The organism is Methylobacterium oryzae, assembly GCF_036441375.1.
Classification (GTDB): Bacteria; Pseudomonadota; Alphaproteobacteria; order Rhizobiales; family Beijerinckiaceae; genus Methylobacterium; species Methylobacterium oryzae_A.
In genome coordinates this window covers 225998-240617 of record NZ_MLCA01000006.1, presented here as the reverse complement: position 1 = coordinate 240617, position 14620 = coordinate 225998, and the positions used below count along the sequence as shown (strand labels likewise).

Here is a 14620-nt window from a genome sequence, read left to right as displayed (position 1 = left end):
GAACGCAACGCTTGTTGAAGAAACATTCGGCATGATCCCCGCCACCCTCGCCGCGGAAAGAAGTCCTTTCGCGCCGCTGCGGGCGGCAGATATCCCCACCCAACCGGACTCGGTGCGCGCGTGAAGATCGCTGTCCTCGCACATCTGAAATACCCGATCGGCCAGCCCTATGCCGGCGGCTTGGAGATGCACACGCACCTCCTGACCGTCGCGCTGAAGCGCCACGGGCACGACGTCACGCTGTTCGCGAGCCGCGGGTCGGACCCGGCCCTCGATCCCGTGATGCTCTGCGATCCCACCGGGGACGCGCTCCTCGACCCGGAACGCGAGGAGGTGATCGACCGAACCGAGGAGGACGCCTATCGGCGGATGATGGAGATGGTCGCGGCCGGCGGCTTCGATCTTGTCCACAACAACTCCCTGCACGCGCTGCCTCTGCGGGAGAGCGCCCGGCTCGGACTGCCCTGGCTCACGGTGCTGCACACGCCGCCGTTCGAGTCCCTCGTCGGCGGCGTCGTCCAGGCCGATCCCGACATGGCCTTCCTGGCGGTCTCGCCGTCGCTCGCGCAGGAATGGGCGCATCTCGTGCCCGGCGCGCAGGTGGTCGATAACGGGGTGGACCTCTCGAATTTCGCGTTCTCGGACGCTGCCGACGCTCCAGCCTTCGCCTTCTGGTCCGGTCGGATCGTGCCCGAGAAGGGGCTGCACCTCGCGATCGACGCCGCCCGCGCCGCCGGGCTGCCGCTGACTTTCGCCGGCCCCAGGCTCAATCCCGGCTACTGGGACGCCGAGATCGCCCCGCGGCTCGGACCGGACCTGACGCATCTCGGCCATCTCTCGCACCGGGATCTCGCCCACCATCTGGGCCGGGCCCGGGTGGCCATCGTCTCGCCGCGCTGGGAGGAGCCCTTCGGCCTGGTCGTCGCGGAGGCGCTCGCCTGCGGCACCCCGGTCGCCGCCTTCCGCCGCGGCGCCATGCCCGACATCCTGGACGCGTCCTGCGGCCGCCTCGCCCGCCCGGACGATCCGCAGGATCTCGCGGTGGCGATCCGGGGAGCCGCCGGCCTGTCGCGCCGGGCCTGCCGCGACCGGGCCGAGGCGCTCTACGATGCCGCGGCGATGACCGGACGCTACCTGGAAGCCTACGACGCCGTGATCGCGCGCTGCGCCGAGCGGGCGCGGCCGCCCCTGCGCGTCGCGGGAGGACGCGGCTGAACGGCGCGGATCCGCGCGCCGCCATTTCGCACCCGAGCCCGGAGCCCGGCGGATCGACGCCCCGCCTCCGACCTCCGCGGCGCGCGAGGGTGCCACGGGAGACCTGACATGACCACGGACGCCGACCACCCGGCCCCACCCCCCTGCGTCGTCTGCATCCCCGCCCGGAACGAGGCGGAGCGCCTGCCCCGGCTGCTCGCCTCCCTGGCGGCGCAGAACGGCGTGTCGGCGCGGGCGCCCCTGCGCGTCGTGGTGCTCGCCAACAACTGCACGGACGGCACCGTCCAGGCGGTGCGGGATGTCGAAACCTCGGGCATCCTCGCGACCCTGGCGCTCCGGGTGATCGAAGTCGAACTCGGCGGCGCGGACGCCCATGTCGGCACGGCCCGCCGCATGGCGCTCGATGCCGGTGCCGACTGGCTGGAGGCCGAGGGACAGGCGGACGGGATCCTCCTCACCACCGACGCGGATGCCCGCCTGCCGGCCGATTGGGTCGCGGCCAATCTTCGCGCGCTCGAGACCGCGGACATCGTCGGCGGCCGGCTGGTGATCGACGACGACGGCGCCCCGGACCCCGCCCTCGCGGACCTGCACGCGCGCATCGAGCGGTACTGGTCCGGCGTCCGCCGCCTGGAGGACCTCCTCGACCCGCCGCCCTACGATCCCGCCCCCCGCCACGGGGACCATACCGGCGCGAGCCTCGCCGTTCCGGCCGTCCTGTACCGGGCGGTCGGCGGGCTGCCGGCGCTGCCCTGCGGCGAGGACAACGCCCTCGTCGGGCTGCTGCGCGCCAACGGTGCACGGCTGCGCCACAGCCCGGACGTGCAGGTGCTCGTCTCGTCCCGCCACCACGGCCGGGTCTCGGGCGGCATGGCCACCGAGATGCTGCGCCGAGCCCGCGTCCTCGACGGGGAGGCCTACCTGCTGCCGGAGGCCGCGCACTGGCAGGCGCTGATCCTGCGCCGGGCAGCTCTGCGCCGGGCCTTCCACCTCGACCAGCAGGCCCGCGCCGCGTCCTGCGCCCGGCTCGGGCTCGACGCGGACGACCTCGCCGCCGTCGGGGCCTGCCCGAACGACATCGCCTTCGTGGAGCGGGCCGACCGGATCCTCGAATCGCGCAGCCCGCCGGCGCGGGAATGCGCCCTCGACCGGGCGGTCGCCGATCTCGACGCCCTCGCCCTGACCCTGAGGGACGCCGCGTGACCCGCGGCATCGGCTGGTACGTCCACCACCAGGGCGCCGGCCATCTCCAGCGGGCCCGGGCCGTCGCCGGGGCCCTCCCCCGCCCCTGCACGATCCTCGGAACTCTTGCCGGATTCGACACCGCCGGGCTCGACATCGTCGACCTGCCCGACGACCGTCCCCTCGGCGACGCGGCCTTCGAGGGCCGGGACGGCGAGGCCGAGCGGCCCGAGGCCCTGCACTACGCCCCCCTCCATCATCCGGGGGTTCGCGCGCGGATGGCGCGCATCGCCGCCTGGGCGGAGCGGGTCGACCCGGCCCTGCTGGTCGTCGACGTCTCGGCGGAGGTCGCGCTCCTGGCGCGTCTCCTGTCGGTGCCGGCCCTGGTCGTGCGGCTCGCCGGGACGCGGACAGACCGGCCGCATCTGGAAGCCTTCCGGAGCGCGACGCGGCTGCTGGCGCCGTTCCCCGCCGCGCTCGACGGCGTGGCCGTGCCGGACTGGGTCCGGGCCAAGACGCTCTACGCGGGCTTTCTCGGCGCGCCGACGCAGGGCCCGACCGAGGCGGGCCGCGAGATCGTGGTCGTGTTCGGCCGCGGCAGCGCGGGCGGCAGCCTCGCGGAGCTGAGATCGTGGTCGTGTTCGGCCGCGGCGGCGCGGGCGGCAGCCTCGCGGAGCTCGCCGCGGCGGCGCGGGCGGTGCCGGACCGGCCGTGGCACGTCCTGGGGCCAGTTTCCGGCTCGGGCCCCGCGCCCGACAACCTGCACGTGCACGGCTGGGTGCCCGACGTCGAGGCCCGGGTCGCGCGGGCGGCGGTGCTCGTGGGCGGCGGCGGCGACGGTGTTGTCGCGCTGGCCGCCGCGCAGGGAAAGCGCTTCCTGTGCCTCCCGGAAGAGCGGGCCTACGGTGAGCAGACCGAGAAAGCGGCGGCGCTGGCGCGGCTCGGTGCCGCGATCGTGCATCCCGGCTGGCCCCCGGTCTCGGTCTGGCCGGACCTGATCGAGGCGAGCCTCGCGCTCGACCCGACGGTGATCGGCGGTCTCCACGATCCGGACGCGATCAAGACTTGCGCCGCGACGATCGAGAACCTGGTCCAGAATTTCTGAGCGACCGGGTCGCGACGGGTTCCAGGGCACCTCCGCCGAAGCGCTATCCGCGCCGGCGGAGGTGCCTCAATCCGAATTCAGGAGATCAGGTCGAGCTTCGCCGCCTCGATCCCGTCGGCGCGGATCGCGTCCGGCAAGGACGAGAAATCGCGATACCCTGCCTCGCGCGCCATGGCGTCGAGGGCCGTCTGCTCGTCGTCGGCCGCTCCGGTCCAGAGCACGGCGCCGCTCTTCTTCTGTCTGATCTGGAAAATGCTCATCGATCCCTCCCCGGTCGCGAGAAGACCGTCGGCCTATTAACGTCGCTATTCGTGGCGAGTTGCAGCTTGATCGATCTAAACAGCCGCGCTCCGCCCGCCACGATGACCTGCGGCGTGAGGCCCGGCGACGACCACGCGCGACGGCGCTATGCTCGGCACCGTCCAGGATGGCTCGCCATGAAAACGCCGACCTGCCCGGCGAGGGAGAGGCAATACCAGTCCAGCGCCGATTGCGAGGCCCCCGTCGTGAACTCCGTCCGTTGGCGCGCGTCTCGCCTCAGTCTTCTGTGCGGGCTCGCGATCCTCGCCGCGGCACCGGCCCGGGCCGTCGAGACCGCCGCCGTTCCCGACGCCGCCGCCATCGCACCCGCGGTCACCGTCGTGCCGGCCGAGAGCCGCGAGATCGTCGAGCGGGCGGTCGTCACCGGCACGCTGGTCCCCCGGGACGAGATCCTCGTCTCCCCCGAGGTCGAGGGCCTGCGCATCACCGAATTGCTCGTCGAGGAGGGGGACCGCGTCACCAAGGGGCAGGTTCTCGCCAAGTTGTCGCTGGAGATGATCGCCACCCAGGAGGCCTCGAACGCGGCGGCGATCGCCCGCGCCGAGGCGGCCATCGTCCAGGCCCGGAGCCAGATCGTGCAGGCGGAGGCCGCCAACGTCGAGGCGCGGCAGTCCCTGGAACGTGCCCAGGCGCTCGCCAAGACCGGCAACGCCACCGCGGCCGTGCTGGAGCAGCGCGTCTCGGCGGCGCAGGGGGCGGAGGGCCGGCTCGCGGCCGCCAAGGGCGGTCTGCAATCGGCCCAGGCCGACCTCGCCACGGCACGCGCCGCCGGCGCCGAGATCGCCCTGCGGCGCGCCCGCACCGACATACGCGCGCCCGAGGCCGGGATCGTCAACCGCCGCACCGCCCGGATCGGCGCCACCGCCACCGCGGCGGGCGAGCCCCTGTTCCGGCTGATCGCCCGGGGCGAGATCGAGCTGGAGGGCGAGGTGCCCGAGACCTCGCTGGCCCGCATCCAGGTCGGCAACCCGGCGAGCCTCGACCTCGATGACGGCCGCCAACTGCGCGGCAAGGTGCGCCGGGTCTACCCGGAGGTCGACCGGGCGACGCGGCTCGGCAAGGTGCGCATCCGCCTCGGCGACGATCCGGCGCTGCGCATCGGCGCCTTCGCGCGCGGCAGCGTGGAGATCGCGCGCCGCACGGGCGTCGCCGTGCCGGTCTCCAGCCTGCTCTACGCAGCCGACGGCCGCGCCAGCGTCCTGGTGGTGAAGGACGGGCGCGTCGAGGCGCGGCCCGTGACCACGGGCCTCTCCGCCGAGGGCTTCACGGAACTCCGCTCCGGCGTCGCGGCCGGCGAGAGCGTCGTGGCCCGCGCCGGCAGCTTCCTGCGCGACGGCGACCGGGTGCGCCCGGTGCCGGCCCCGACCAGCACGCCGATCGCCGACGCGGCCCCGCGGTAGGACGAGTCGAAGGATCCGGCCATGCGCCTCAACGTCTCCGCCTGGGCGATCCGCAAGCCCCTGCCCTCGGTGGTCCTGTTCCTGGTCCTGATGATCCTCGGGCTGGTGAGCTTCCGCTCGCTGCCGATCACCCGGTTCCCCAACATCGACATCCCGATCGTCTCGGTGACGATCACCCAGTCGGGCGCCGCGCCCGCGGAACTTCAGACCCAGGTCACCAAGTGGGTCGAGGATTCGGTCGCCGGCGTGAAGGGCGTCAAGCACATCCTCTCGACGATCACGGAAGGCATCTCGACCACCACGATCGAGTTCCGCCTCGAGGTGAACCAGGATCGCGCGACGAACGACGTCAAGGACGCCATCGCCAAGATCCGCCAGAACCTGCCGCGCACCATCGACGAGCCGATCGTCTCCCGCGTCGAGATCGCCGGCCTGCCGATCATGGTCTACGGCGCCTCCGCGCCGGCCATGACGCCCGAGGACCTGTCGTGGTTCGTGGACGACGTCGTCGCCCGGGGCCTGCAGAGCGTGAAGGGCGTCGGCGGCGTCGAGCGCCTCGGCGGCGTCGCCCGCGAGATCCGCGTCACCCTCAAACCCGACCGCCTGCTGGCGCTGGGCATCACCGCCGCGGACGTGAACCGGCAATTGCGCCTGACCTCGGCCGACATGGCCGGCGGCCGGGCCGAGGTCGGCGGCCAGGAGCAGTCGATCCGCGCGCTCGCCGCCTCGGCGAGCCTCGACACGCTCGCCAAGACCTCCATCGTGGTGCCGGGCAACCGCAAGGTCCGCCTCGACGAGCTGGCGACCCTGTCGGACACCGCCGAGGAGCCCCGCACCTTCGCGCGCTTCAACGGCGAGCCGGTGGTCGCCTTCGCGATCTCCCGCGCCAACGGCGCCAGCGACGCCGACGTGTCGGTCGGCGTCGCCAAGAAGATCGCGGCGCTCCACGCCGCCAATCCCAACGTGCGGTTCGACCTGATCGACACCAGCGTCGTCAACACGATCGGCAACTACCACTCGGCCATGATGGGCCTGATCGAGGGCGCGGTCCTGGCCGTCGTGGTCGTGCTGCTGTTCCTGCGCGACTGGCGGGCGACGCTGATCGCCGCCGTGGCGCTGCCGCTCTCGGTGCTCCCAACCTTCTGGGTGATGAGCGCGCTCGGCTTCTCGCTCAACGCGGTCAGCCTGCTGGCGATCACGCTGGTCACCGGCATCCTGGTGGACGACGCGATCGTGGAGATCGAGAACATCGTCCGGCACATGCGGATGGGGAAGTCGCCCTACCGCGCCGCCCTGGAGGCCGCCGACGAGATCGGCCTCGCGGTCATCGCCATCACGGCGACGATCATCGCGATCTTCTCGCCCGTGTCGTTCATGGGCGGCATCGCCGGCCAGTACTTCAAGCAGTTCGGCCTCACGATCGCGGCCGCCGTGTTCATGTCGCTGCTCGTGGCGCGGCTGATCACGCCGCTGCTCGCCGCCTACTTCCTGCGCGACCACGGGCCGGACCACGAGCGGGACGGCTTCGTGATGCGCGGCTACACCCGCCTGGTGGCGTGGTCGGTGCGGCACAAATTCATCACGCTGGTGCTCGGCATCGCGTGCTTCGCCGCCTCCATCGCCTCCACGGGCCTGCTGCCCGCGGGCTTCCTGCCGGCGGAGGACCAGGCGCGCACCCTGTTCGTGGTCGAGTTGCCGCCGGGCGCCCGGCTCCAGGACACGGTTCGGGTCACCGACCGCATCGAGGAGAAGATCCGCGCGCTGCCCGAGGTGAAGAGCGTGTTCGTGGATGGCGGCCGCCAGCTGCCGGCCAAGAAGGAGGTGCGGCTCGCGAGCCTCACCATCAACCTCACGCCGAAGAACACCCGCGACAAGACCCAGAAGCAGGTCGACGCCGAGGTCGCGGCGATCCTCCGGGAGGAGCCGGACCTTCGGTTCTGGGCGCTGCGCGAGGGCGGTCAGCGCGACCTCGCGCTGATCATCGCGGGCCCCGACAAGGCCGTGGTGGCCGAGACGGCGGCCAAGCTCCAGCGCGAGGCCCAGCAGGTCCCGCACCTCGTCAACGTCATGTCGACGGCGCCGCTCGACCGGACCGAGGTCCGGATCCGGCCGAAGCCCGCCGTGGCGGCCGATCTCGGCGTCAGCACCGACACCATCGCCGAGACCGTGCGGGTCGGCACGATCGGCGACATCGGCATGAACCTCGCCAAGTTCAACGCCACCGACCGGCAGGTGCCGATCCGCGTGCAGCTGCCCGAGAGCCTGCGCGGCCGGCTCTCGGACCTCGAGACCCTGAAGGTCCCGGTGAAGGGCGGCGCCGCCGTCCCGCTCGCCACCGTCGCCGATATCAGCCTCGGCCAGGGGCCGACCGGCATCGACCGCTACGACCGCGCCGTGCGGGTGGCGCTCGAGGGCGACATGCAGGGCACCGACGCGCTGGCCGAGCTGATCAGCCAGGTGATGAACCTGCCGACCGCCAAGAACCTGCCGCCCGGCGTGACGATCAGCCAGACCGGCGACGCCGAGGTAATGGGCGAGGTGTTCGAGGGCTTCGCGCTCGCCATGGGCGCCGGCCTGATGATGGTCTTCGGCGTGCTGATCCTGCTGTTCGGCAACTTCCTTCAGCCGCTGACCATCCTGTTCTCACTGCCGCTCTCCATCGGCGGCGCGATCCTGGCGCTGCTGATCTGCCACATGCCGATCTCGATGCCGGTGGTGATCGGCATCCTGATGCTGATGGGCGTCGTGACCAAGAACGCCATCATGCTGGTGGATTTCGCCGTCGAGCAGATCCGCGCCGGCGTCGACCGGAATGTCGCCATCGTCGATGCCGGCCGCAAGCGCGCCCGGCCGATCGTGATGACCACGATCGCGATGGCGGCCGGCATGGTCCCCTCCGCGCTGGCCTACGGGATCGGCGGCGAGTTCCGCGCGCCCATGGCGGTGGCGGTGATCGGCGGGCTGATCGTCTCGACGGTGCTGTCGCTGGTCTTCGTCCCGGCGATCTTCGTGCTGATGGACGACCTGTCGCGCCTCCTGAAGCGCCTGTTCGGCCGCTTCGTGGGCGAGCGCGACGACCCGGAGGACGCCCTCACCTTCGATCCGGCCCGTCCGGCCAATGACGGCCATCCGGCGCCGCCGCGGATCGCCGCCGAGTAGGACCGAAGCGCGACGGCGCGCATTGCGTCGCGCGCCGCGATGGGCTGTGACTCGGCCCCGTCGAATCAACGGAGACGCGCGAACCAATGTCGGGTGGTCACGGGGCGGTCGAGGGGTCGAACAAGCGCGTGGCGCTGCTGATCTCGGTGCTGGCGCTGTTCCTCGCGTTCAGCGAGACGCTGGGCAAGGCGTCGCAGACGGATTCGATCGGCGCCAATGTCGAGGCGGCGAACCAGTGGGCCTATTTCCAGGCCCGCACGATCCGCTCGACGGTCCTGAAGACCGCCGACGAGGCCCTGGCGCTGCTCCCGCCCGGACCGAACCAGGACGCGATCGCGGCCAAGCGCGCGGAATGGGCCAAGACGCTGGCGCGCTGGGATTCCGAGCCGTCGACCGGCGAGGGCCGCAAGGAGCTGTCCGAGAAGGCGCGGGCCTCGGAGGGCCGGCGCGACCTCGCGCTCCTGCGCTACCACCATTACGAACTGGCCTCGGCCGCCTTCCAGATCGGCATCGTGCTGGCCTCGGCGGAGGTGATCACCGGCATCGCGCTGCTGGTTTTCGCCGGCGGCTTCCTGGGCCTGGCCGGCGCGGCACTCCTCGGCTTCGGCTACTTCGCGCCGCACGCCCTGCCGTTCTTCCACTGAGATCGCCCGACGCAGATGCGGCGTAACGCCATTCCGGCGTGATGCGGCGCGGTCGCGGGCGTCGTCGGACTGGACGCGCGCAGCGGAAGCTGGTCGTCTCGGCATGTTCCAGGGGGGAATGATGTCGGAAGAGACGGACGGCCAGGGGCGCCTGACGAGGATCGCCAGCGCGATCTTCCTGCACACCGAGCACGCGATCTACGCGGCGCTCGGCATCCTGCTGGCGCTCACGGCCCTCGTGGCGCTGATCGAGGCCGCCGGGATGACCTGGGAGGCCCTGCGGGCGATGGGCGGCGCCCAGCAGATCCTGGAGGTGATCGATCGCCTGCTGTTCCTGCTGATGCTGATCGAGATCCTGCACACGGTGCGGGTCTCGATGCGATCGGGCACGCTGACCTGCGAGCCGTTCCTGATCGTCGGGCTGATCGCCTCGATCCGGCGGGTGCTGGTGATCACCCTGCAATCCTCGGAGATCATGCACGCCAAGGACTGGTCGCCAGAGAAGCAGGCGCTGTTCCAGGCCTCCATGATCGAGCTCGGTGTGCTCGCGGGACTGATCCTCACCATGGTCTTCGCGATCTTCCTGCTCCACCGCGCCCGCGACGACGGCCGGCCGGCCGGCGAGGAGAAGCCGGCCGGCGAGCCCTGACGGCTCCGCCGCGCCACAATCACGCGCGTGGGCGGAGCGGCGCGATCCACCGGCGCCACACCGTCGATCTCCGGAGGCCCCGGGTCGCTGCGCGCGGCGACGGCCTGGAGCCCTGCCGGACGCGGGATCAGTTCATCCGCAGGATCGCGGCGTTGAGGAGCGTCGCGAAGGCGACCCAGGCGGCGTAGGGGACGAGGAGCCAGCCGGCGAGCCGGTCGAACCGCCAGGTCAGCCGGATCGTCCAGAGCACCATCACCAGCAGCAGCGCGACGACGATCAGCCCGGCGCCGATCGCGTGGGCGGTGAAGAAGACCGGCGTCCAGGCGGCGTTGAGGGCGATCTGCACCAGGAAGGCCGCGAGGGCGAGCCACCAGCCTTCGCGGCTCGGACCGGTGCGCGGCATGGCGCCGAGCAGCCGCCAGAGCGCCACGGCGATCATCGTGTAGAGGATCGTCCAGGCGACCGGGAACACCCAGTTCGGCGGGTTGAAGACCGGTTTGTTCAGGCTCGCGTACCAGCCCGGGATCTCGGCCCGGGTCGCCACCGAACCGATCGCCGCAGTGGCCGCCACCGGCAGGATCGCGGCGGCGAGGCGCAGCCAGCGCGGCAGGGGCGAGATCCCGGGGACCTGTATGGCGGCGGTCATGATCGTTCGTCTCCACGGGGCGCGGCTTCGGGGCGCGGCTTCGGTATACGGCTCGGGCGCGCGGCTTGCCGGGGCCGGCGTGCCGTGGCACGCGCCCGTCTCCATCCGCCGAGAATCGCCAGATGTCACAGCCTAACGCGCCGCAGGGTCCGTCGGATACACGGAGCGACGCCGAGCCGGATTTCACGCGCCGGAGCCTCGCCGCCCAGGCGATGGGCCGGATCGAGCCCGAGACGCGGGCGGTGGTCATGCCGCTCCACGTCGCCACCACCTTCGTCCGCGATCCCGACAACGGCTACAGCTCGGGCTACAGCTACGCGCGGCCCGACAACGCCACGGTGCGCGAGGCGGAGTCGGTGCTGGCGATGCTGGAGGGTGCCGGGGCCGGCGCGCTGCTGTTCGGCTCCGGGATGGCGGCGGCGACAGCGGTGTTCGGCGCGCTGGAACCCGGCGACCACGTGGTCGCCGGCACCGTCATGTACTGGGCGCTGAAGCGCTGGCTGCGCGAGGAGGCACCCCGGCGTGGCCTGACGCTCACCTTCGTGGACACGGACGACTTGGACTCCCTGCGCGCCGCGGTCGAGCCCGGCCGGACCAAGCTCGTCTGGATCGAGACCCCCGGCAACCCGCTCTGGACGGTCACCGACATCGCTGCCGCGGCCGAGATCGCACACGTGGCGGGGGCACGGCTCGCCGTCGATTCCACGGCCGCCTCGCCGGTGCACACGCGGCCCCTGGAACTCGGCGCCGACATCGTGATGCACTCGGCCACCAAGATCCTCAACGGCCATTCCGACGTCGTGGCGGGCGTGCTGGCGGGCGCGCGGGCCGACGCGTTCTGGGAGCGAATCCGGGGGATCCGCGCCGGAAGCGGCGGCATCCTGGGGCCCTTCGAGGCCTACCTGTTGATGCGCTCGCTGCGGACCCTGCATCTGCGGGCGGCCGCGCAGGCGGCGGGCGCCCTGCGCCTCGCCCAGCGCCTGAGCGGACATCCGCACGTGACCCGCGTCCTCTATCCGGGGCTTCCGGACGATCCCGGGCACGCGGTCGCCCGTCGGCAGATGCGGGACGGGTTCGGCTTCATGCTGTCGATCCGGACGGCCGGCGGCGAGGCGGGCGCTATCGCCACGGCGGCGCGGGTCCGGCTCTGGAAACGGGCGACCTCGCTCGGCGGCGTCGAGAGCCTCATCGAGCACCGCGCCTCGGTGGAGGGCCCGGGCAGCCCCTGCCCGCCGGACCTGCTGCGGCTGTCCACCGGAATCGAGGACACGGACGACCTGTACGGCGATCTCGATCGGGCCCTGCGCGGCGCCCACGGGGGCTGATTGTCGAGGGTGCTTGGTGCCGAACGGGATCCTGGCGCGTTGTGCCGGCAGTTCCGGCGGCGCGAACCGCCACAGATCGCGAGTCTGACGACATGACGACCCGATTCCGCACGACGGTCCCCGGCACCTTCGCGCTGCTCACCCTGGCGCTCGCGCCGGCCTCCGCCCGGGCCGACGCGGTGCCCACCCTCGACGTCGAGCGGACCTGCCAGTCGGCCCAGGTCACCAACACGACCATCAGCGACAAGGCGAATTACGACGGCTGCATCCGCTCCGAGCGCGACGCCCGGAAGGAGGCCGAGCGGCACTGGAGCAGCTACACGCCCGCCGCCAAGCGCCAGTGCCAGGACCAGTTCAAGGCGGGCGGCTACCCGTCCTACGTCGAGATGGTGACCTGCCTGGAACTCGCTTCCGGCACGGTGCCGACGCAGAGCGCCGAGGGCGGCCGCGCCGTGGGCGGACCGGGTGCGCCGCAGGACGTCAAGGCGCAGCGAGAGGGCGGCGCCAACCTCACCAAGGAGCCGCCCGCGAGCCAGCGCACGGATCCGATCAAGGTCCTGGAGAACAAGTAGGCCGCCGCTTCCGCGGCGGGATCCGCCCTCCCATTCTCCCGGCGGGGGTGCATGAGTGCGGCGGCGTGCTAAGGGCGGAGCCTCGCCCCTAGCACGCCGACCGGATCCGTGACCGCCCTCGCCATCATCGCCCCGATCTTCGGGATCGTCCTGATCGGCTGGGCGGCGGCGCTCGCGGGGCTCCTCTCCGACAAGGTCAGCGACGGATTGTCGGAGTACGTCTTCGCCGTCGCCGTCCCGGCGCTGATCATCGCCACGCTGACCAAGCCCGGGATGAGCGGGACCGTCGCGTGGTCCTACTGGGTCGCGTATTTCGGCGGCGCGGCGATCTCGTGGTTCGTCGGCACGCTGATCGCCCGGCGCCGGGCCGGGATCGAGCGGCGCGGCGCGATCCTCCACGGCTTCGCGGCGAGCCAGTCGAACACGGTGTTCGTGGGCGTCCCGATGATCCTCCAGGCCTACGGCGAGGAGGGTGCCTTCCCGCTGTTCATGCTCCTGGCCGTCCACCTGCCCCTGATGATGGGCAGCGCCACCTTCCTGATCGAGTCCGATTCCGGCCTGCCGGTCCTGGCGCGGATCCGGGGACTGGCCCTGGTGCTGCTGCGCAACCCGATCTTCGTGGCGCTGCTGGTCGGCATGGCCATGAAGGCCCTCGGCCTCGCGCCGGCCGGCATCGCCCGGTCGCTGATCGACGCCTTCGCGGGGACGGCCTCCACCTGCGCGCTGGTGGCGCTCGGCGCCGGCCTGAAGCGCTACCGGGTGCTGTTCGACCTCAAGGGCGCCCTGGTGATCGCGCTCCTGAAGAACCTCCTGCACCCGCTGGCGGTCTGGGTCCTGGCCTTCCACGTCTTCGCGATGCCGGTCGCCTACGCGGGCGTCGCCACCCTGTTCGCCGCCATGCCGGTGGGGATCAACGCCTACCTGCTGGCGGCGCGCTACCGGACCGAGACCGGCATGGTCGCGGCCTCGGTTCTGGTCTCGACGCTCCTCGCCCCGCTCACCACACTGGCGTGGCTCATGCTCCTCGGCCGGGCGTGACGGCGGCGCCCCGGCGTCACCGCGCGCGTTGGAACGGGCGCCGCGCGGGTCTAGGGTAGATCCAAGCGCGCGGGCCTCGAAGACCCGCGCCTCCCTGCAGGCGAGGAATTTCGATGAACGCTCCGATGCGCCCTCCGGGCAGCGCCTCCCCGTCGGCCCCGGCCTCACCCCGCTTCGTCTGGGACGATCCCTTCCTGCTGGAGGGCCAGCTCACCGAGGACGAGCGGGCGATCCGCGACGTCGCCCAGAGCTTCGCGCAGGAGCAGCTCCTGCCCGGCATCGTCGAGGCCTACGCCACCGAGAAGACCGATCCCGGCCTGTTCCGGAAGATGGGCGAGCTCGGCCTCCTCGGCGTGACCCTGCCGGAGGAGTACGGCTGCGCGGGCGCCTCCTACGTGGCCTACGGGCTGGTGGCGCGCGCCGTCGAGGCGGTGGATTCCGGCTACCGCTCGATGATGAGCGTGCAATCCTCCCTCGTCATGTACCCGATCCACGCCTACGGCTCCGAGGAGCAGCGGCAGAAATTCCTGCCGAAGCTCGCCTCGGGCGAGTGGATCGGCTGCTTCGGCCTCACCGAGCCGGATGCCGGCTCGGACCCGGCCGGCATGAAGACCAGGGCAGAGAAGATCGACGGCGGCTACCGGATCTCCGGCGCCAAGATGTGGATCTCGAACGCGCCCTTCGCGGACGTGTTCGTGGTCTGGGCGAAGTCCGACGCGCACGAGGGCGCGATCCGCGGCTTCGTCCTCGAGAAGGGCATGAAGGGCCTGTCCGCCCCGACGCTCAAGGGCAAGCTGTCCCTGCGCGCCTCGACCACCGGCGAGATCGTCATGGAGGGCGCCGAGGTCGGCGAGGACGCGCTGCTGCCGAACGTCTCCGGGCTGAAGGGGCCGTTCGGCTGCCTCAACCGGGCGCGCTACGGCATCTCGTGGGGCGCGATGGGCGCCGCCGAGGATTGCTGGCACCGGGCGCGCAATTACACGCTGGAGCGCAAGCAGTTCGGCCGGCCGCTGGCGCAGACGCAGCTCGTCCAGAAGAAGCTCGCCGACATGCAGACCGAGATCGCGCTCGGCCTCCAGGCCTCGCTCCGGGTCGGGCGGCTGATGGACGAGGGCAAGATGGCGCCCGAGATGATCTCGCTGATCAAGCGCAACAATTGCGGCAAGGCCCTCGACATCGCCCGCACCGCCCGGGACATGCACGGCGGCAACGGCATCATGGGCGAGTACCACGTGATGCGCCACGCCCAGAACCTCGAGACGGTGAACACCTACGAGGGCACCCACGACGTCCACGCCCTGATCCTGGGCCGGGCGCAGACGGGGCTTCAGGCGTTCTTCTGAGATCCAGGGAAGCGCCTCCCA

General features: G+C 72.0%; 13 protein-coding genes. 11 read left to right on the top strand and 2 right to left on the bottom strand.

Annotated features, from left to right (window positions below):
- Positions 1–120: 120 nt before the first annotated feature.
- The 3 genes from MOTC310_RS11480 (at position 121) to MOTC310_RS11470 (ending at position 3502) form a co-directional block, all read left to right on the top strand.
- A complete protein-coding gene (locus MOTC310_RS11480) occupies positions 121–1215 on the top strand; it encodes a glycosyltransferase family 4 protein (protein WP_331301833.1) in 1095 nt (364 codons plus the stop codon).
- A gap of 108 nt (positions 1216–1323) precedes the next feature.
- Positions 1324–2418 carry a glycosyltransferase family 2 protein gene (locus tag MOTC310_RS11475; protein ID WP_331301832.1) on the top strand — a complete coding sequence of 365 codons (1095 nt, stop codon included), beginning with the start codon at positions 1324–1326 and terminating at the stop codon, positions 2416–2418.
- Positions 2419–3028: 610 nt separating this feature from the next.
- A complete protein-coding gene (locus MOTC310_RS11470) occupies positions 3029–3502 on the top strand; it encodes a hypothetical protein (RefSeq protein ID WP_331301831.1) in 474 nt (157 codons plus the stop codon).
- A gap of 77 nt (positions 3503–3579) precedes the next feature.
- Here MOTC310_RS11470 and MOTC310_RS11465 read toward each other — a convergent pair whose 3' ends face one another.
- Positions 3580–3762 carry a hypothetical protein gene (locus MOTC310_RS11465; RefSeq protein WP_331293226.1) on the bottom strand — a complete coding sequence of 61 codons (183 nt, stop codon included), beginning with the start codon at positions 3760–3762 and terminating at the stop codon, positions 3580–3582.
- Positions 3763–3939: 177 nt separating this feature from the next.
- Here MOTC310_RS11465 and MOTC310_RS11460 point away from each other — a divergent pair, with 177 nt between their 5' ends.
- The 4 genes from MOTC310_RS11460 to MOTC310_RS11445 all read left to right on the top strand — a co-directional run bounded on the left by MOTC310_RS11460 (position 3940) and on the right by MOTC310_RS11445 (position 9675).
- Positions 3940–5223 carry an efflux RND transporter periplasmic adaptor subunit gene (locus MOTC310_RS11460; RefSeq protein WP_331301830.1) on the top strand — a complete coding sequence of 428 codons (1284 nt, stop codon included), beginning with the start codon at positions 3940–3942 and terminating at the stop codon, positions 5221–5223.
- Between the two features lie 21 nt (positions 5224–5244).
- Positions 5245–8382 (top strand): efflux RND transporter permease subunit, encoded by a 3138-nt coding sequence (locus tag MOTC310_RS11455; RefSeq protein WP_331301829.1) that lies wholly within the window; start codon positions 5245–5247, stop codon positions 8380–8382.
- An 86-nt stretch (positions 8383–8468) separates the two neighbouring features.
- The gene (locus MOTC310_RS11450; RefSeq protein ID WP_331293223.1) at positions 8469–9026 is read left to right on the top strand and encodes a DUF4337 domain-containing protein; all 558 of its coding nucleotides are present in this window, start codon (positions 8469–8471) and stop codon (positions 9024–9026) included.
- A 121-nt stretch (positions 9027–9147) separates the two neighbouring features.
- Positions 9148–9675: a phosphate-starvation-inducible PsiE family protein gene (locus tag MOTC310_RS11445; protein ID WP_331293278.1), complete on the top strand. Its 528-nt coding sequence runs from the start codon at positions 9148–9150 to the stop codon at positions 9673–9675.
- Positions 9676–9802: 127 nt separating this feature from the next.
- Here the strand turns inward: MOTC310_RS11445 and MOTC310_RS11440 are convergent, their stop codons facing one another.
- Positions 9803–10321 carry a TspO/MBR family protein gene (locus MOTC310_RS11440; RefSeq protein WP_331301828.1) on the bottom strand — a complete coding sequence of 173 codons (519 nt, stop codon included), beginning with the start codon at positions 10319–10321 and terminating at the stop codon, positions 9803–9805.
- Between the two features lie 122 nt (positions 10322–10443).
- Here MOTC310_RS11440 and MOTC310_RS11435 point away from each other — a divergent pair, with 122 nt between their 5' ends.
- The 4 genes from MOTC310_RS11435 to MOTC310_RS11420 all read left to right on the top strand — a co-directional run bounded on the left by MOTC310_RS11435 (position 10444) and on the right by MOTC310_RS11420 (position 14599).
- Complete coding sequence (locus MOTC310_RS11435) at positions 10444–11646, top strand: trans-sulfuration enzyme family protein (protein ID WP_331301827.1); 1203 nt, start codon at positions 10444–10446, stop codon at positions 11644–11646.
- A 92-nt stretch (positions 11647–11738) separates the two neighbouring features.
- Positions 11739–12218 carry a hypothetical protein gene (locus MOTC310_RS11430; protein WP_331301826.1) on the top strand — a complete coding sequence of 160 codons (480 nt, stop codon included), beginning with the start codon at positions 11739–11741 and terminating at the stop codon, positions 12216–12218.
- 108 nt (positions 12219–12326) lie between these two features.
- Complete coding sequence (locus MOTC310_RS11425; RefSeq protein WP_331301825.1) at positions 12327–13256, top strand: AEC family transporter; 930 nt, start codon at positions 12327–12329, stop codon at positions 13254–13256.
- 113 nt (positions 13257–13369) lie between these two features.
- Positions 13370–14599 (top strand): acyl-CoA dehydrogenase, encoded by a 1230-nt coding sequence (locus MOTC310_RS11420; protein ID WP_331301824.1) that lies wholly within the window; start codon positions 13370–13372, stop codon positions 14597–14599.
- Positions 14600–14620 lie beyond the last annotated feature (21 nt).